Here is a 21,244-nt window from a genome sequence, read left to right as displayed (position 1 = left end):
ACAACTGTATCTTATTAGATGAATATCTGTTCGATTTATTAAAACTGATATTCAAAACATTTAAAAATTTTTTGTCATTCAGACTAGGAACGAGGAAGAATCTCTTCATGATGGGATGTCTCGTCACTCATGCTTCGCTCTGTCGACATGACAAACAACTATATCTTATTAGATGAATATCTGTTCGATTTATTAAAACTGATATTCAAAACATTTAAAAATTTTTTGTCATTCAGACGAGGAACGAGGATGAATCTCATCATGATGGGATGTCTCGTCACTCATGCTTCGCTCTGTCGACATGACAAACAACTATACCTTATTAGTTTTACACATTTAAATATTTAGTCATTTGGATTAAAGTCTTTACCATAACTGGAAGGATTCTGACCAAATTTCTTTTTAAACTCTTTACTAAAATGTTTTCTATCGGTATAACCTACTTTAAAACACACATCTACAACCGAAAATTTACGCTGTTCAAGCATTTGTGCAGCCCGGTTTAGTCTAAAATCTTTTGTGAATTTAATGAGGGTCATGCCTGTAAGTGCTTTTAATTTTTTATAAAGACCAGAATGGCTCATCGCCATGTCACTTGCAAGTTCATCAACACTAAACTCGGGTTCTTCTAATTTTTTTTCAAGAATACCGTTAAGCTTGGTCAGGAATTCCTGATCTGGGGACGTAAGGGTCACCTCTTTTGGGTGAAGCAAGCCTTCATTAATATAGCGCTCTCTAAGCTGTTTTCTATTCGCTAATAAGTTTTTGATTCTAATTTTCAGGACGTCTTCATTAAAAGGCTTGACTAAATAATCATCTGCTCCCGTTTCATAACCTTCCATAATATTTTCTACCATAGCCCTGGCCGTTAAAAGAATGACAGGTATATGGCTGGTCATGATATTTGTTTTTAAGGCATAGCATAAAGCAATCCCATCCATTTCAGGCATCATAACATCACTTATAATCAAATCTGGAAATTGTTCTATTGCCATATTTAAACCTATCTTTCCATTTTCGGCATCCAAAACCTTGAAATCACTGGACAGTATGCTCTTTAAATGTTCCCGAAGATGATGGTTATCTTCAATAACTAAAATACTGGTCTCTTTAAATAATTCGTCCTGAAGTTCTTGATCTGGTCTAATCTTCATATAATAATTAATATGATCTTCACCTTCGGTAGATGAAATAATTTGTGAATCTTCAAAATGATCACGCCCCATGGGTAGGCTTATGGTAAAGAGACTGCCATAACCCAGTTCGCTTTTTACCTGGATGGTTCCAGAATGCAGTTCTACAATATCTTTAGTAATGGAAAGCCCAATGCCAAATCCGTTATAACTTGCTGTAGCCTCTTCATCCTGGTAAAATCTTTCAAAAATATGTGGTAATTTATTTTCGGGAATTCCCAAGCCAGAATCTTTAACGCTTATTTCTATATAGTCATTAATTTGCTGTACTGCAACCGTTATGGTGTCGTTGGACTTTGTAAACTTAAAGGCATTTGTAAACAGGTTATAGATCGCTTTTTCTAATTGCGCTTTATCAAACCAAGCAAGTATGGGCGTTTCCGGTCTTTTATAATTGTATTGTATGTTACTCGCAATGGCCTGTTGAGAAAACGCCAGAAAAATTTCATGAATAAATATGCTAAGATCATTTTCACTTACTTGTAACCTGACATTGCCTGTCTCGAGTTTTCTAATATTAAGCAATTCATTCACCAAATTCAAAAGCCTGTTTGCACTGCTCTTAAGAATAGCCAGTTGTTTTTGTTCTACGGCATTTACACTCTTTTTTAACAGGCTATTTAAAGTTCCCATGATAAGGGTTAATGGTGTTCGTATTTCATGAGATATGTTTGTGAAAAAGTGTTGTTTTAACTGGTGTATTTTTTCTTTTTGTTCGCGTAGTATTTTTTCGTTTCTAAGATTGTTTTTTATTTCTGCCCATTGCAAAGTATAATGATTTATCCCCCACAATAGCAATAATAACAAGACGGCGTAAATGGTATAGGCCCACCAGGTCTTCCAAAAAGGTGGGAGAATTTCCACTTTAAGAGCGGCAGTTCGCTCTTGCCATTTTCCGTCACGATTTTGACTTTTTACCATAAACGTATAGTCTCCAGCTGCTAAATTGGTAAAAGTTGCAGACCCTTGTTTGCCTATGGCTCTCCATTCTTTATCGAAACCTTCCATTTTAATGGCATAGCCAATCGCATTAGAAAACGGATAGCTTAACGTTGTAAAATCTATAGTAAATACATTTTGATCATGTTTTAATGTGACTTCTTTTTGTAAAAATATGCTTTCTTCAAGAATCTTATTAGTGCCTACCTTAACCGTTTGGTTGAATAGTTTAAAATCTGTAAGTATCATTTTAGAATGCGCTTTGGGAGCCGTTTCTTTTTTGGGATCGATGGAGATCCAACCTTCCATACCCCCAAAGTACAAGATCCCCGAGGTATCTTTAAAAATGGAATTTATGTGGTATTCCTGGTTTGTTTTAGAAACGGCTTCGACGTCTTCTTCTACTGGATTAAACTTAAAAATACCTTCTTTGGTTCCCATCCAGATAGTCCCTTGACTATCTTGTTCCAGACTAACAATGGTATTGGTATTTAAAGAGTTTCCTATGCTAAAATTTTTAAATGTCCGGGTGTTTAGGTCAAATTTGCTCAAGCCTTTTTTTGTACCTAACCATAAATGGTTTCGGTCCATATCTTCTATAACAGCAAAAATGTAATTACTAACCAGACTATTGGGATCGTCTGCATTCATTAAAAAATGCTCAAAACTCTGGGTCGTGGTATTATAAAAATTAAGTCCGCCACCATAGGTTGCAATCCACAATTCATCATGTACATCCTTTAATAAAGAAATAACATTGTCGCTGCTTATAGCGTTGGGATTGTTTTTATCGTAACGGTAATTTTTAAATCTTTCGGTTTCTCTATCAAAATAACTAAGACCGCCTCCCCAAGTTGCCACCCACAGGTTTTTTGATGGCAATACGACCACATCCCTAACATCGTCATAGGGTAATGACCAGGGATCCTGGTCTGTTCTTTTATATTGCTTAAGTTTTCCTTGTAATGGGTTGAATAATACAAGCCCATTCGTAAAGGTGCCCAGCCAAAAATCACCATCGCCATCTGGTTTAATACATTGAATAAAATGACCGCCTACCATAAGATCGGCATCTTTGGCATATCTGGTTACTTTTTTGGAGGTAAAATCGTATCTATTTAGTCCGCCACCATCAAGTCCCATCCACAATCCATTGTTATTCTTATATATTGAAAGTATCGGGAAGGCGTCATCTTCATAGGCATCGCTTTGAAAACGCTGAATGTTTTCTGGAAAATTTTCGATAATACTAATCCCTTTTCTTGCCGTGCCAATCCACAAATTAGACATATTATCTTTAAAAAGGGTGTGTATGGTATTGCTGCTAAGTGAGTTTTTTTGGCGATTATTGTGTAAGAATTGGGTCATGGCTGTACCCTGCTCGTGATTCTTGGTAACTTTTATTAAACCCTGACCATCTGTACCAACCCATAGCGTACCAATATCATCGGTATAGATGGCCCGTATTATCTGTACTTTTTCAAAAGGGGTCTCTTTAAAGAAATTGGAAGCCGTACCTTCTTTGCTATTCATCTTAATGAGCCCATCACCATAAGTGCCAATTAATAACTCATCTTTTTCCAGTGCAGCGATCGCCAGAATATAATCGGGAAGCATCCACGTTTTTCCTTCTTGCTTACTAACAAAAGGCTTAAAGGTTTCTGTCTTCCTGTTAAAAGTAAAAAGCCCGCCTCCATTCGTACCAACCCAGAATGAGCCGTCTTCTTTTTCAAAAAGGCTTAAAATAGTATTGGTTCCAAATACAGTATTTTCGGAAATATTATAATTATTATAGGTTATAAAAGATTGTTGATTTTCTTTAAATTTGCACAGGCCATTTTCTGTGCCTAACCAAATAGCACCTTGTCTATCTTCGTAAATGGTATGGATAATATCAGATTGGAGTCCTGGCGTTTTCTCTGACTCGTTTCGAAAGTCTTTAAAAATATCTTTTTGAATATCATATTTATAGATCCCGCCACCAATAGTACCTACCCACATTCTACCCTTACTGTCTAAAAGCAGGCTAGAGATATCATTTGTTTTTAAGTTACTGTTTTCCTGGTTATAAACTTTAAAGTTTTTTCCATCATACCTGTTCAACCCATTTTTAGTTGCCGTCCAAACAAATCCAATACTGTCTTGTACGATGCCGGTAACACTTCCATTGGATAGACCTTGTTCTAAATTTAATTGGGTAAAGCCTATGTTATTCTGCCCAAAAACGATCACGACGCTCAGAAGTAAAACGGGGTATATAACAAGACGCCTGTATATGCTATTCATAATTTATTTGTACTAATTTTTGTATTATTCAATAAAAATAATATTCAACAAAGCTTAATATGCTATAGCTTGTTTATTGTATTCACTTATCCTGTAGTTTGCCTCACCCAGAATGGCCTTTTTTGGCAATTCAGCCCTCTTCATAGGAGAGGTTAATAGGAAACCCCGGAGCAAGCTCTGAATCCTGAAAATCTCCCCAAGGGTCGAGGTATTAAACTTGAGATCCCGCTAGATGCTGAAACAAGTTCAACACAGGCGCGGGATTAATTCAACTCTCTATTTTAAAAGCGTTGCTTCTCAATTTTTCAAAACAGCGTTTTACTAATAAAACCTATAAATATATTACATATTTTTTCTCATTTAGCATCAGTTTAGTTAACTCTATGTTATTTAACATGAGTTTGACATAAGAACAAAATTATTAAGCTAAATTTCAAAAAATTAAAACGTAATGTCAGGTTGAGTACTTCCACTGTGCTACCATTGACGTCATTCTGAGGAGCTCCTTAGAGCGACGTGACCTGCCTGTCGCAGGCAGGGAATCTCTTAAATTGAACTATAATTAGACCGATTGTTACGGTCGTTCCTCCTTCACAATGACACCTAATAGCGTCATTTTGTACGCTTGATAAAATCTTTTGTCCCCAATCTCGAACAGACATCTTTATAAACAATTGTTAATTAATAAAAATTCATTTATGCGTGTCAAGATATTCCATAAGAACATCTATTCTATCTGTTTGTATCATTGAAACGCCGTTTTTAATAAACCATCCATATACTTTATCAGGATGATTGAGGGCCATTTCATCATCATGACCGGCATTCATATCTGGCCAAAGCGCATTTACCCAGACCCGTGAGCCTGTTTTTTTAACCTCTCTAATCATCTCTTTTCCCAATGCTTCGGTTGTAAAAATAATTTCGATCGCCATGGGGACATACTTCCCCGAATAACTATTTAAAACCGTTTTCCAGTGTTTGTCTTTACCATCTAGTATGGGCATAAAATTAATACTGTCCAGAGGTACCTTTAAATCATTAGTTACCACATCATAAGGTTTCATCCATCCTTTAAAGATAACCTGCTCTTCCATGGCTCTGGCCTTTAAAAGTTTATAGAGCTCATCTATATAGTTATAGCTTTTGTCCAGATTAATCAATATCTTTCCTTTAGTCATGTCTAAAACCTCTTCAAGCCTGGGAACTTTATGTGTGGTCCAGGACCCCAAACCATTTCGTAGATATACCTGCTTTATAGCCTTCCAACTGAGTTCTGATACTTTACCTTTACCCGTAGTTGTTCTATCTATAGAGGCGTCGTGCATTAAAACAAATACACCATCACTGGTTCTCTGTAGATCAATTTCTACCATTTCTACCCCCTTATCCATGCAATTCTTAATGGCCTGCAGTGAATTTTCTGGTGCGTTTCTCCAATCTCCCCGATGTGCCACAACAAAGGTATGGTCTGTATCTGCATTCTTTAATGATTCGATAAGATCGTTAAACCTGTGTTTATCGTTACAGGAAAAACTCCAAAAAACAATCAAAAACAGGAAAAGAATGTGCCATTTTATTCTACTAATACGTAACATATTTATCTGTTTTTATTGCCCTGATTTGAAAATACGTTTCTTTAAAACATTTTTTATTTTTCACTCTATCTTTAAATATGTATAAAGTTTGCACGTATTATGTGTATCATATTATACTTATTATTAATACTTTAACGTGAGTCTTGTTTAAGAGTTCAAGATTCACGTTAATTTATTCGTCCCAATAACAGCTATAGGGTTCATTTTTTTAAACCCATCGGTTCTTCCAAATGCCTAAACCCCATAGCTATATTTTACCAGTATTTCTTACATTATTTAAGAATTAATTTTAAATCTTCTGTGATTTCTTGCGTGGTTATTTTTAATATATATAGTCCTTTAGACAAGCCTAATACTTCATTATTAAAATTAAGCGTATTGACTCCTGCTTCTACATGCCCGTTGTATTCATAGACTCTTTTTCCTTCCAGATTATGTACAGCAATATATAAAGGAGAGAGATCTGTCGCGGTAATTTCTATATTTACAAGATTGTTAGAAGGCACTGGGTACACCCTTGCCTTTGGTAATGTTACCTCTTTATTAATGTGCTCTGCCTTTACCTTATTTCTTTTTGCTGTACTTGTACTACCGGTATATTCAATTGTACAGTTTTGGCAAACACCAATAACATGAGGGTTCAAATCAGTTACTCCTGCTCCTGCTGGAACTGATATTTCACCTTTCCATAAATTATAATTTTCTACATACCCTTGAATGTCTATAATCAAGTCATTCTCCTTATTAAAATCGCTGTAAATATTTAAACCTTCAGCATTAAGTCCTCCCATGTGATTAAAGTGGCTCATCCTCATAATGATTTTTCTTCCCATTTTTAGATCATAATACCAAGCTTGAAGGTTCATAAAGTTATCGCTAGGGTATGGTTGCCTGGTCTTAGTTTTTCCAATATTTTTGGGGCCAGTAACATGGTTATATTGACTAGATACCGCATTGCCTGTAAAAGCTCCATAAGTATCGTCGAAAACTTTATTTAAATCGTAGATATGGCTAGGATTGTAACGCATTCGATAGCCATAGGAATCTGACCAAGAATTGAGCGTTGCCCTCAACTGCCAATAATGTGGATCTTTAGCAAGAGTAAGTTTGTTAAAAGCAGTTTGAATATAAGTCGCATGATCATTTACGTCATTTTTAAGACGATTCGTTGACGTAAAATAAGCAGGACCAGGATGTCCAGCTGGCCCCTCTTCTTTCCATAGGCTACTAAAGTGATTTCCCCATAAAGTGGGAAATTTAGGTGCCCTAACTTCTTGTCCATCATAAATACCATAATCGGCATTTTCTTGCCCAGGCAATTGCCCAGGCACATACAAATTCCATTCATTACGCCAATCATAAAAAACAAGGTTTCCATGTGGTGCGTTCTCAAAAGGTTCTATATCAAGATCTAAGTACTCAGAAGAGCGATATAGTTTCCAATAATATTTCCCTTCATAATCCAAATAAGGTCCCCAACGGTTTACTTTCTTCAATTTACCTTCATAAGAAGGGTCTACATTATTTGTTATAAAAGGTGTGCTACTATTCTTATAATTATTTCTTTGTCCTATATGATACTTAAATTTACTTTCTACATCTTTTACCTCAAGAACCATATAGTCGTGGTCATCAAAAAGAAGCATTCCGGCGCTTTTTAATAAACTCTTATCATAAACAGATAGTTCATAGGCTCCAATGGAAGCAAAATTAGGAAATTCTACTTGTTCTTCATCTTTAATGATAATTTTATGTCGTATTGGTGGTCCCCCTCTATACGATGCGGTTAATTGATATGTCCCTTTGGCTTTACCACTATAATCTATTTCATATTCACGTGTGGCGCATACTGCCGTTCCCAATTCAGTATCATCCAGATAGCCATCATTATTTTTATCACTTCCCTTATTAATTATATCAAAATAGTATTTCACCAGACCTAGTCGATTAATTTCATCATCAAAAATCCTGTTATGCAAACGCTTATTAGATTGGTACCAATCCCTATCTTGCTCGCGGCCAGTGGCCCCTCCGAATTGATGAGGGTCGGAGTCCCATACTTTCCAAATTGACTTTGATTCACTGCCGTTGCTAAAAACATAAGTTCGTACAAACGGATTGACAAAATAATCCCCTCTTTTATCATTAAAAGGACCATCAATAAACGACTGACTATTTTCTGGTCTTACTTCTACATGACGCTGTTGCTCTACAAAGAAGTAGCCTCCTTCTCCACTCCCGTCAATCAGTTTTTGGTCTTCCATAAAAGCCAGAGCAATAGGCTTTACCTGTTTACCAGCAAGCAAAACTTTTTCCCCACTGATTTTGTTTGTAACATACAAACTAACAGAACAATAGGCATCTGGATACGTCTTGAATTTAAATTTTAGCTGCTCATCACTACTGGCACTATGAAAAGGGTTGGAACCAATGGCATTTTTATCTTTTCCTTTATCACTTGAATATACTTGATGCGTACAATTTCCCGTACGATCACCAGATACAGAAACCCAATCACTTCCTTCACAACCTATTTTTAACGATCCTGCACTATCTTGAGTCTCATATTCCATGGTCAAGGTATATATATCCTTATGATCTAGATAAGGAAAAAGTGTCTCATTATTTAACTCCATAGTATAAGTAGCCAACTCGTTACGAGCTGGTTGACTTGGACCTTCTATGCTGTAAAATTTTCCTACAGGAGAAGTGGCCTCAATTTCTATTGTTGTTAAATCATGGCAGTCAAATCTCTTGTCAAAACAAATCTCTATTGGAATCTTTTTTACCCCCCAATCTGAAAGAGCATAATCTCGTTCTACAATTTGATGACCCCATAGCAGCTTCCAATGATGATAACCCTCTTTGTGAATAAAATATGCGTTCACCATATCATTTATACAAGTATTAGAGTCACCACCTTTGCTATCTGGAACAATCTGCCATCGTAAAGGCACCTTGAGAATGGCACTCTTAGTTGCAAAACTATCACTATACCATGAGTCATCCACATAAAGTATTTCATCATCATCAAAGCCCATCATATAGCGTACACCGCTGTAGTTTTTGTAAACCTTTTCATCTTTCCAAGGTTGATTATCGTTGTTCCAGTAATGTAATATTTGCATGTTCAAGCCTTCCTTTTGATTGGCACGTTGAAGGGAAGCGTCCCCATGTAAATCACTGCCCTCGCCCCCACCATCATAAAATTGACTGAACTTTTCAAGTCTGTAATCAATCTCTTGTTTAAGAGGAGATATTGGAGCAGCTACAGTATAATGGTATACAAAATTATTTCTTAATTGAGGGCTTTCATTCCCATCTTCTACAAATCCAGGATATCTAGGTTTCCTGCCAGGCTCTTGTTCAAAATGTCTTACATTAAGCCAGTGTACCTGTGTATCTAAACCGATCCAGGGGGTAAGTCCTCCAGGTATATGATCAGGATCTATAAAATATGTTAAATCTCCTGCAAATCGTGCTATCCAGGTTTTGGGTAAGTTTCTAATGTCTGGTATGTGTGTATTTGAATAGTGAACGTGAAAACTAATCACATCTCCCACTATAGCGGTTATTGGTTTATTAATATCAACCGGGTGTCCATTTAAAGAGACATTTACTCTGTGTTTTTCAATATTCCTTGCTATAACGTCTCTTTCTATATTTTCGGCAGACAATGAAAAACCAGGAAGTTTTATTGCTACAATATTGTTAAGCGTTGCTTCTCCAAAATAAGTAATCTGTATATACACTGGTAGTGTCTCTTCTGTATTTTGGGAATTGATTAAACTTAATAACCCATAATTAAGGGCATCTTTTGTAAGATCGTTTTTGTAGTCGGCACTCGATCGTGAAGGTGGTGCCGGAACTAACGGAAAATTCGTTTGGCTATAAACAGTCTGGAGTGGTGTAAAAGTTGGCCAGGTACTGGAATCATCCGTAAAACTTTCGGCAATATAAGCGCCATCAACACTATTCGTACTGGCCTCACATCCATAAATCAATGCATTATTAAATGCCTGACTTCCGTTGTCTTCCAAATCGTATACTTTTTTACCATAAAGCGCTACTCTTATTTTACTACCAGCAGGCAAATTTTGTGTCACAATACCAAAATTCTTATCAATGGCGTAAGCTTCTTTTATATTAAGTTCTTTTTCAATTAAGTGGGATTGGGTAGTTTGTGCCATCCCCACCATTGATATCAATAGGGTCAGTACAAGCAAGTACCTCCTGAATCTTTGTACTTGAAAACCGTATATTTTTAGACTTTTAAATGTATCCATTTTGAAATTAGTTTTAACGATTATTCACAATTACAATGTAAATTGTGCTATGAAATGACGGTATAGATATAGATTGCATCTGTGGTGCCTTTTCTGAAATTAGTTTCTATAGTCTTCTGTTTCTACATGGTAGTGAACTAATCGCATTAATAATTTATCGTTTTTTCAATTCGGTCATTGCTGCCTTTAATTCTTTTACATCATCCTGAAGCGTTTTGTACTGTGCCACCTCGGCTTCTAAGTTCTTGATCTTTTTTTCCTGAGCTATGGTATATAGCGTTAGTTCTTCTATCGTTTTTAAAAAGCCTCTGTTTAATTCGTGAACACTGTAACCTCTTTGTTTTACTTCGGTTTCTGAAGGAATGCTTGGTAAGTGTTTATGGGTCTTTACAAAATTTTCCAGATCTTCCAGAGCAGGCAATTTGTAATCTGTATTGAATACATAATCATCCCATTGAGAAACCATTGAAACAGCAAAATCTTCACATACAATACCCTGGCTTACCCATAGCGAATAATCGGTCCCATAAGGCAAATTGTTTGGGTTACTTCCCATATCTTCCCATTTTTGATACGCGTCCTTTCCAATAAAGGTTAGTTGTTCTAATGGAGATACATGAAATACCTGCTCACCGACATTGTTTTCTACATGTATGCTTCCTTTAACGTGCAACTTACCCTTATTAGGATTACTTGTACCAATACCCACGTTACCATCCGTTCTTACCATAAATCGTCCTCCTATAATACCAGGTTCGTCTATTAGAAAAGCTGCGCTTGGATCTAATGATAGTGGAGCAAATTTTATTCGTGCGCCTCTATTTCCGGTTATCATTTCATGGACTTCCATTGGGGCTTCAACCGTTAACTTGTCATTCAGATATGCTCCTCCAAATGCCCTAAGCAATCCATTAATCCTTGTTTCTCCATTAACATGTAGGGTTGATGCCGGATTGTTAGTACCAATACCTATCCTACCGTTTCCTTTAATACGTATTAACTCTGTACCATTTCCATTATTACCCGTAGCATAAAAAACATGATCTGATGTAACGGTATTAACGTGATAATTAATTTGATTAGGAGAAATTCCAAAACCAAAAATGTCGTTCATACCTGGTGCTTTATAAAGTGTTATTTTGGAACTAACCGAATTACCAAAGGTTAAATTGCTGAATTGTGCCTCATTCGACCAGATCTTGTGCGAGGAGGCAATATCTCCCTTAACATCAAGGGCAGATTGGGGGTTGTTAGTTCCAATACCTACTCTACCATCTGTCCCTACCTTAAAGCGTCCTCCCACAATGCCTGGGTTATCTATTTCAAATGGCGCATTAGGATGTAAAGACAAGCCCTTCCCTCCAATACCTCCTAGTCGTAAAAGATGATTCATATACACATCTTGCCCGAAGGTTTGGGCATTAACACTACTTGTTATTGATAAAAATAAGAGCAAGGATAAGCTTATTGTTGATGCCCATCTTACTTGGTTTGTTAAAAGAGATACATTTTTCATTGTGCTTTGGTTTTTAAAAGGTTAAAAAGAATGCTATTAATTAATTGTTTACGTTGATTTATATATGTATTTGAAAACAAAAAGATGTCTTTTTAATTTCTAAGGTAATAGATTACAGCTTTTTTGACTGTAGTTTTCAAATTCGCATTTAAGCGTGTATAGGTAAGTTCTGTTGCGTGTCAAATTTCGAATTTTAAATATTAGAGCAGGGGTGTTTTTTTTGGATAATACGGGGTGTATTTTATTAAAATACATCTATTGTGGTCGTAAATCTTTTTATTAGTAAATACCAATGCCACGAATACACAAATAAAATCTCAGTGCTCAGTCGCAGTAAACAGTTGGTAATTATTATTATACTTTAATCCTCTTTATTACTTCTACTTCCTCTTTGGGGATTGAGAGGATTTTCAGTCGCGTTTGACAGTTATAGCATACAGTTATCGACTTAACGCCTTTGCCAGAACTTAATACTAGAGATTGGATGCGCTTGTGATGTGCTATACTTATCATCAACACGAATCAGACTTTCAGTCTGCTAAACCTGTCAATAGACAGGAAAATTAGTGAGACCTGCCTGCCGTAGGTAGGTTTGTGTATTCGTTGCTAACTTTTTAAAGCGATGACTAATCAATAAATATTTATGAAAACACCGTAGCTGGCGAAATTAATACGGTGCTATTTTCTGTGCGATACTTTCCAATGTCTTTTGTCCTTCTCGTACCAGTTTTTCGGCATCAGCTCCACTTGTTTTTACAAATTTTCCAACTATACTGTCAAGTTCTTTTAAGGTTTCTATATGTCGTGGTTCGGAAGTTTTTTTCAAGATCGTTTTAATCCGTTTGAGTTTTTCATAGTCCTGTATGCCTTCTCTTAGCATGATTAAACGTAAACTGGGTAAAAAATCTATTGGTGTGTTGTTAGAGGATCTATAAATCATGGAAAAGTCCCCTGCTGTATTATTACCATCCCTGGCATCAAAAGGATCTGTTAAACGCCAAAAATCGTAAGCCCAACGTAAATAGCCATTATAACCTTCGTTTTGTGCATGCCACGACATCCAAGTCATTTCTGCAAGGTTATTTTCTGGGGTCACATAATTATTCGGTTTTTTTTGAGTACAACTGGTGTAGAAAGTAGCTATTTTATTATTGGTAATGCCCATGCTGGAAGCGTCTTCTAAAATACCCGATACATCGTAAAAATTAGCTTTTACACTATCAGGCAAGCGATGCGAGTAAGCGATCCCTAGTTTCCAGTCGGCATGGTTTCCATGAACCACAGCAACCACATGGCTTAATTTTTCTTCTGAAACTTCATCAAGATAGAGCACTGTTTTATGAAACCATCCCTTACTATCTAAGTGCATTTTAAATGCGGTTAAAAAGTCCCCCCATCGCGTCTCGTATGTTTCCGACCCCAGCGGTGCATTTAAATCGATTGTTGTACGTGTAGCTTCGTCCCAAAAAGGAATGGTGGTTTCATTCCAACCTACGGGTGAGAAACAACTAATTTGTTTAGTAATTCCCCAAGACATTAAAGTGGTTACGTATTTGTCGAATACCGTAAAATCATATGCCCAGGTGCCATCTGTTTTTCGAGTCCATTTTACCATAGATTCAGCGCCCAGTGCACCATTTTTAATATAGGTAGTTATCACTTTTTGTCCCGTATCGGCTAGTATGTTATACGCTGGTTTGAGCAGTTCGAAATGGGCATCCGACCAGGTTTTTATTGTTTTGTCTGGGTTTGCTTTGTTATAATGCTCCAGAATGGTCATGGGAAATTGCCATAGGTCTAAATGAAACTCCCAATCGGTTACTTTTGGTAAACGATAGTCCAGAAGTGTCAAAGCGATATTAAAAACTAAAGGTGCGTCTCCCCCATTAACTGTAAAGGTGGCTGTATAGGTTCCTGTAATGTCCGTGTACGGAACGTCTATAGTAAGCCAGATTTTTAAGGGGTCTATAGCTTTTAAAGTGGTGGCGACTTGATTAGACAGAGCATCCATAATTTCAACACTGTTTATATGTGAGGGGTATTCGGCACAGCTTCTTGCCTCAATGTCTCCCTTAATGTACTGTCCGAAACGGAGTTTTGTACTTATATCTGTTAGGGTTTCTGTGCTGTTAGAAAAATCGCTAATGGTATAGCTGAGTCCTTTTATATCGGTATCACTCCATAATACAATCTGTGTATGTATACGTTCGCCTTGCCATGCTACTGGTGCCCAATTGTGAGTTGTAGTACCCGAGAACATTTCATTTTTTTGATAGCGTTTAAATTTTGATTCAAACGATCCGTTGATAGCCTGCGCAGCAAGAGACGAGATCCCATAGTTTATAAGTAATATCACAATACCCATGATAACCTTACGGTTCCCAGCTATTTTTGGTACGATTCCAAGAATAAAAAGATTTTCGATCATTAGTCCTTTGTATTTGGTTCTTGGTTCTTGGTATTTGGTTGTAAAATCTACGATATTTTTTTGACGCTTCTTTTGGTTTGGTCTATTATCCTTTCCTAATCCTTATTGTTTTCAAAAAAAATTTGGACGGTACGCTATTTATCTTTGCCCAAAATCATATTTCTTGCATGCATCATGTCGCTCACGTTTTTTCGTCTTCCATCTTGGTTTTTGGTTGCCCATTCTATAGCATTATACAATGTTTCTTTCGATATATCTCCTTTTTTCTCCATGATTTTATAGAGTTCATAATCTTCAATACCTTCTTTTAACAATTCCCACCGAATGCTTGAGATTGGGCCATCTTTTCCTGGGTACACATAGTAGTCATCCCCTTGACTGTGTAAGAAAACAGGGTTTTTAAAAGGGTCTGCTGTCCAATTGTTATACGCCCATCTCATGTAACCATCTGTATTGTATTTTAAGGCTAACCAAGGAATCAAGCGAGCCTCTACAGCTGGTGAGTAGGTAAGTGTATTGGGGTGCGCAGGTTCTGCACAGAGATAAAATGTGGTTTGTTTCCCTGATTTTTTTCGTTTGGCTATTGTAGCTCTTACAGGGACTTTAGCCTTATGTTCCAAGGCTTGCTCTGGGAAAAACATATAGGATATGGATAGGTTCTGTGCCAAGACTGTTGCTTCTGGATGCCCTGCTATAACAATCCTATTTAAAAACTCTGGCGCTGCAGCATTTATAATTTCCATAATATTATGAAGGATGTCTTCTGGTTTTTCATCGAATCCTAAAAAGGTGCGTTCATACCAACCCTGATTTTGAAGGTGTGTTTTAAAATGCTTTAAAAACTGGGTCCAAATGTCTTCATATGCTTTATCGGTAATATCCAATTCCATACTTTTTTGCGTCTGAGACACTTCGTCCCAATATACTATTTTTTGCTGTGTATGAAAAGGGGTTAGTGAAAACGCATTTATAGCTCCTGTAATGCCTGTATGGGTCGCCATCGTTACATATTTATCGAAAATAGTATAATCAAATTCCCAATCTCCATTTTTGGTTTTTATCCACTTAACCATACTTTGATATCCAAATTGTACCTGAGAACGCGTTGCTCCTCCCAGCCAAGGCTTGTGCCAGGGCTCATGGGTTATGGTAGTCGCTATATTTTTACCACCATGGGAGGCATAATCGTTAAGATATTCTTGTATTCTGTTCCAATGTAAATCGGACCAATGTTCCAAATTATAATATTCGGCAATGGCGCTTGGATTTAGCCATAAATCTAAATTGAATTGATAGGCGTCGGGATCTGGAAGTTGTGGGCTGGAAACCACTAGTTCTATTTTAAAGGTTTTTTTCCCATATGCTTTACTATTTACAGTAATAGTGCCTTTATAGGTATCTGGAGTTGCATTTTTTGGAATGTGGCATGTTAACCATACTGGCTGCGCTGTATAAGCTTTAAGGTCTATTGTATCGGTTTCTATTAGGGCATCTCCTACTACATTTGGTGCCATGGTTCCAGAAACCCCTTCGTCTACAATGCCTTCCAGCTTAGGTGACCATACATATTCACTACGGCTACGGTGTACGGGATGGTATTTTACGACTCTTTTTTGAAAATTACTTTTTGATATCACGTCTCCTTTAGCCGACATAAAATCACTGATCTCCGCTGTTATATGATTTATTGGTTTTTTAGCTCCTAGTGCTATTTGTGCAGATATCTGCTCATTCCGGACTCCAGAAAGAGTATACACAAGAGAACTATCTGCTGCAATGATTTGAAAATCCTTAAGTGCTGGGTTTTCCAGCAACTCTTCCTCATTAAATGTTCGAGGATATTTAGGGACTCTGATTAAAGAAGAGGTTTCTAAATTGTTTGTTGGTACCCAAATGGTATAATCATCTGGTAGTGCTTCGTCTACGTTTAGTTTTAGCCATTCTGGATAAGCTTGTGTTTCTTTGCTGTTTCTTTCTAATGTCTTTTCTTCAATAGCGACACTTTCCATACAGCTATAGTTGATACAAATCAGCACACACAGACTTAGTATGTAATAAGAATATAAACGTTTTAAAAATTTCAAAAGTTCCGTCATACATACAAAGGAATGATATTGACGTAATTTTGTGGTTTCTTTTTTGAGATTTAAAGGTGTGTTTATTGGTATTTTTTAAATGATTTTGTGAGAGATATTTGACTCTTTTCAAGAGGACATGTATATACACCCCTTATTTTTAAGGCGGTACAAAGGGGAATGTTATTAAATCTAAAAATACCTTAAAAATCTATTTTAGTGCATCGTTTCACATGTTTGTTTCTTACTATTTAACGCGAATCTTGTTTAAGAGTTTAAGATGTCACTTCGAGTGTTCCGAGCTTGCTTCGGGATGTATCGAGACGCTTTTTTTGTTGAAAATTTATTTGCCTGCCTGGTTGGCAGCTACGGTGTACCCACATCTTTTTAAGTTATTTTTTTCCTGTCAGCTTCATGAAATTTTAATATGTATAAGCTACGACAGTAAACCAGAATCTGAGTATCAAACGATAATTAAGACACGAATTGCACAAATTTACACGAATAGAATCTCAATGTGATAGGGAGATCTATTCCCAACATAAACACGAATCTGACTTTCAGTCAGTCTTAAGACCATATAGGTTTTAAACCTGCTATGCCTTTGGCTTGCCGGTAGGCAGGGTAATTCGTGATAATTCGTGAAATTCGTGTCTCCTTTTTTTGTATAGTATTATTTTTTAAGTATGTCTATAATATTTGTGAGTACCCCGTAGCTGTTTGACAGACAGGTTTTCGATACGATCCTGAACTTGTTTCAGGACAATAACTGACATAAATTTTCTTATCCAAGATTCACATTATTTGATTCCGTAAAACGTAAAACATGGTGATATATTAGTTCTAATTGATTCATTATTTTTTGACATGCTATTTTTGATTTTCCTTTTACTTTAATTTTAATGTTTATCTGCTGGTTCTCATTTTTAAAACAACCAATACTAAACCATCCATTGGGAAAATACACTTTCAGTTCTTTGGACTTGTTCTTAAGGTATAAATCAAATTCTCCTGTAACCCAATTAATAAATCTATTGTAAACCTCTATACTTTTTACAGGTTCTATCTTTATTAATTCAAAGATCGATAACGTTGTATTATACATGTCATTCTTTGTTTTTTTTAAAACTCCCATCTCACAAAAGCTTCCATAGCAGCATAATGCGATAACCCCAGTTTATCATATAATTCGGCAGTTTCTCTATTTCTATCTTCTGCTCTTTGCCAAAATTCTCTACTATCTGACCCCTGAAATACAACACCGTCTTTTTGAGACTGGTGTTTAAAAATGCCTTTTCGTTTTTCTAACACTTGATCTGGCCCCATAGGAACTGCCATTTCTATTTCATCAACACCCCACTCCTGCCAGGCGCCTCTGTACAACCAAACCCAGCAATCACTCATAAATGGTTTATCTTTTAATCTGGTAATGGATTCAATAATGGCATCTAAACAGACTTTATGGGTGCCATGCGGGTCTGCTAAATCGCCTGCTGCATATATTTGATGTGGTTTTATTTTTTCGATCAGATCCATCGTTATTTTTATGTCGTCTTCGCCTAAAGGTTTTTTATCGATGGTACCCGTTTCATAAAAGGGTAGTTCCATAAAATGGATCTGCGCATCTTCAAGCCCTACAAAATGGCTTGTTGCTCTTGCTTCACCTTTTCGTATTAAGCCTTTAATATGCCTAACGTCTTTGGTATCTATCTCACTATCTTTTTTGTTTTTTAAAAACGTAATGGCTTCTTTGTAGATTTTTTTGGCTTCTATACTTTCTATGTCAAATTTTTCATTGTAATCGCATACAAAGCTTGCATATCTTAAAGCTTCATCATCGGCTACAGCAATGTTTCCAGAGGTTTGATAGGCTACATGAACTTCGTGCCCTTGTTTTTGTAATCTTTTGAAGGTTCCACCCATGCTAATAATATCATCATCTGGGTGTGGACTAAAAATTAAAACCCGCTTTTTTGTTGGTAGCGCGCGTTCTGGTCTGTTAGCATCTTCTGCTTCTGGCTTGCCTCCCGGCCATCCTGTAATGGTGTGTTGTACTTTATTAAAGATTTTAATATTAATGTCGTAGGCAGGTCCTGAATCTGCTAATAGATCACTCATCCCGTTTTCTATATAATCGGCATCGGTGAGCATTAAAATAGGCTTTTCAAGATGTAATGCTAGACCTAAAACGGCTTTACGAATCATTTTATCGGTCCAAACAACTTTTTCAACTAACCACGGGGTATTGATTCGTGTTAGTTTTGAGGCCGCCGCTTTATCTATTACAAAAACAACATTGTTATGTTCTTGTAAAAAAGAGGCTGGAACCTGATTTGTAACTGGCCCTTCTGTTGAGGCTTTTATAATACTGGATTTTCCTTCTCCCCAGGCCATTAAGATAACTCGTTTGGCTTCCATGATCTTTTTTACGCCTAAGGTAATGGCGGTTCTTGGGGTATTTATTAAGCCTGAAAAGTCACCGCTTGCTGCCACTCTTGTGATATGATCTAAAGCTACTAATCTGGTTTTAGAGTTTTGCAAGGAGCCAGATTCATTAAAACCAATATGGCCGTTTCCGCCAATACCTAACACTTGCAAATCAAGACCTCCTAGCGCTTCTATTTTAGCTTCGTAATCTCTACAGTAATCTGCTATGGCTTCTTTTGATAATGTCCCGTCTGGGATGTGATAATTTCCAGATAATATATCGACCTGATCCAACAGCAATTCTTTCATAAATCGCACATAGCTATTTACTGAATCTGGTTGCATGGGGTAATACTCATCTAAATTAAATGTGATCACATTTTTAAAACTCAGACCGTCTTCTTTATGCATTCGTACTAATTCTGCATACAATCCTTTTGGGGAAGAGCCTGTTGCTAAACCTAATATACAAGGTTGTTCTTGTGTTTGTTTCTTCCTAATGAGGTCTGCAATTTCCTTTGCAACGGCTTTTGAGGCTGTAAATGAATTTTCAAAAACTACGGTGTCTATATTTTCGAATCGTTTTTCAAAACCTGTTGCTTTATCTATGGTACTTTTTAACATGACTTATTTTCTTTTATTTTTTATAGAATGGTGGCTTTTATTTTTTTCCAGACCTTCGTTAATAAATACCCTGAAATTATTACTACGATAGTGAGTATCATGGCATATTTATAATCTCCGTAAATCCAATAGCCTGTGGCAAACATGCAGCTATAAATGAACACACAACCAAGAAGCATGGCTAAAATACCAGAGGGAACACTCCAGCCTTCGTTTGAATCTGCGAGTGTTATGTTGTCTGCTTCGGCTTCTTTAATAACTTTAGTCCACCCAGGACCGCCTGGTTGGATTTTTTTGTAAAAGCTTTGCAAGACTTTTTTGCTTTCTGGTTGTGTGATATAGGTTGCTATTAACCAAATTATTGTTGTGACTAAAACGACCAAAGGGTATTCTAGATAATTTTCAAAAACACCAGTTTCTGACTTAAAAAGATAAGCTCCAAGTGGCGTTAATTTTAGTACTATTGAAATGATTCCTGATGTAAACATGGCTGTGATTTCACTCCATGCATTGATGCGCCACCAAAACCAACGTAAAATAAATATAAGCCCTGTACCAGCTCCGAAGACTAATAGTACCTCAAATAATTGTAAGGCATTTTGTAATAATAATGCTAATATGGCACTACACCCCATTAGGATTACTGTAGAGATTCTACCAACGGCTACCAATTGTTTTTCTGAAGCTTTGGGATTTATTTGTTGTTTATAAAAATCGTAAACCATATAGGATGATCCCCAGTTGAGTTGAGTTGAAATGGTGCTCATATAGGCTGCTATTAACGATGCTAAGACCAAACCCAATAGGCCACTTGGTAATTTGGTAAGCATGGCCGAATAGGCTAAATCGTGTCCTAGTTTATCATCGGCTATATTTGGAAATGCGTCCTGGATACTTGCTAGGTCTGGAAATACAACCAATGATGCTAATGCTACAAGAATCCATGGCCAAGGGCGTAAGGCATAGTGCATAATATTAAAGAAAAAGGTAGCGCCTATGGCATGATTTTCGTCTTTTGCTGCTAGCATTCGTTGTGCGATATAACCACCGCCACCAGGTTCTGCTCCTGGATACCAGGAACTCCACCACTGTACAGCCAACGGAATAATTAATAAGGTTATTAAGGCTTGTTTATCATTAAAATCTGGTAATATAGATAACTTGTCTGCAACATGCGCATTGGTTAAAAGGGCATCGAGACTTCCAACTTCGGGTATATTCACCAAATAATAGGCGGCTCCAATGGCGCCTCCCATAGCCACAAAGAATAAAACAAAATCGGTATAAACAACTCCTTTAAAACCTCCAAGAGCACTAAAAACAACGGTTATAAGGCCTGCACTGATAACGGTTTGCCAGGGTTCTAAACCGAGCATGATACCGCCTATTTTAATGGCTGCCAGGGTTACTGCAGACATGGTAATCACATTAAAGATAACGCCTAAATAAATGGCTCTGAATTTTCTTAAAAAGGCTGCTGGTTTACCTCCATATCTAAATTCATAAAATTCTATATCGGTATTTACATTCGATTTACGCCAGAGTTTGGCATATACAAAAACAGTAAGTAGACCTGTTATTAAAAACGCCCACCAAACCCAATTACCGGATACGCCGTTTGTTCTCACAATATCGGTTACTAAATTGGGGGTATCTGTTGAAAAGGTTGTGGCAACCATCGATACACCTAATAACCACCAGGGCATGGTTCTTCCTGAAAGGAAAAATTCCGAAGCATTTTTACCCGATTTCTTAGATACATAGATACCTATAGAAAGTGTTATTGTAAAAAACAGAATGATTAATATATAATCTAATGTGCTTAATGCCACCATACGTCGCTTGTTTTATTAGTTAAAATTAAATTGTAAA

Annotated in this window: 9 protein-coding genes; all 9 read right to left on the bottom strand. The window is 36.7% G+C overall.

The window, feature by feature from the left end:
• Positions 1 to 344 precede the first annotated feature (344 nt).
• A complete protein-coding gene (locus Q4Q39_RS05030; protein ID WP_303281283.1) occupies positions 345 to 4,418 on the bottom strand; it encodes a hybrid sensor histidine kinase/response regulator transcription factor in 4,074 nt (1,357 codons plus the stop codon).
• A gap of 692 nt (positions 4,419 to 5,110) precedes the next feature.
• On the bottom strand, positions 5,111 to 6,016 hold the full coding sequence (locus tag Q4Q39_RS05025) for a glycerophosphodiester phosphodiesterase family protein (RefSeq protein ID WP_303281282.1): 906 nt from the start codon (positions 6,014 to 6,016) through the stop codon (positions 5,111 to 5,113).
• Positions 6,017 to 6,288: 272 nt separating this feature from the next.
• Positions 6,289 to 10,206 carry a T9SS type A sorting domain-containing protein gene (locus tag Q4Q39_RS05020; protein WP_303281281.1) on the bottom strand — a complete coding sequence of 1,306 codons (3,918 nt, stop codon included), beginning with the start codon at positions 10,204 to 10,206 and terminating at the stop codon, positions 6,289 to 6,291.
• A gap of 250 nt (positions 10,207 to 10,456) precedes the next feature.
• A complete protein-coding gene (locus Q4Q39_RS05015; protein ID WP_303281280.1) occupies positions 10,457 to 11,818 on the bottom strand; it encodes a hypothetical protein in 1,362 nt (453 codons plus the stop codon).
• Positions 11,819 to 12,485: 667 nt separating this feature from the next.
• A complete protein-coding gene (locus Q4Q39_RS05010; RefSeq protein ID WP_303281279.1) occupies positions 12,486 to 14,246 on the bottom strand; it encodes a glycoside hydrolase domain-containing protein in 1,761 nt (586 codons plus the stop codon).
• 134 nt (positions 14,247 to 14,380) lie between these two features.
• The gene (locus Q4Q39_RS05005; protein WP_303281278.1) at positions 14,381 to 16,255 is read right to left on the bottom strand and encodes a DUF4091 domain-containing protein; all 1,875 of its coding nucleotides are present in this window, start codon (positions 16,253 to 16,255) and stop codon (positions 14,381 to 14,383) included.
• Positions 16,256 to 17,105: 850 nt separating this feature from the next.
• The gene (locus Q4Q39_RS05000; protein ID WP_303281277.1) at positions 17,106 to 17,426 is read right to left on the bottom strand and encodes a hypothetical protein; all 321 of its coding nucleotides are present in this window, start codon (positions 17,424 to 17,426) and stop codon (positions 17,106 to 17,108) included.
• A gap of 17 nt (positions 17,427 to 17,443) precedes the next feature.
• A complete protein-coding gene (gene nagB / locus Q4Q39_RS04995; RefSeq protein WP_303281276.1) occupies positions 17,444 to 19,372 on the bottom strand; it encodes a glucosamine-6-phosphate deaminase in 1,929 nt (642 codons plus the stop codon).
• A gap of 20 nt (positions 19,373 to 19,392) precedes the next feature.
• The gene (locus tag Q4Q39_RS04990; protein WP_303281275.1) at positions 19,393 to 21,207 is read right to left on the bottom strand and encodes a sodium:solute symporter family protein; all 1,815 of its coding nucleotides are present in this window, start codon (positions 21,205 to 21,207) and stop codon (positions 19,393 to 19,395) included.
• Positions 21,208 to 21,244 lie beyond the last annotated feature (37 nt).

The sequence above is a fragment of the Flavivirga amylovorans genome, from assembly GCF_030540875.1.
Classification (GTDB): Bacteria; Bacteroidota; Bacteroidia; order Flavobacteriales; family Flavobacteriaceae; genus Flavivirga; species Flavivirga amylovorans.
Note: the sequence above shows the minus strand (reverse complement) of the source record. Positions and strands in the feature narration are given on the sequence as shown.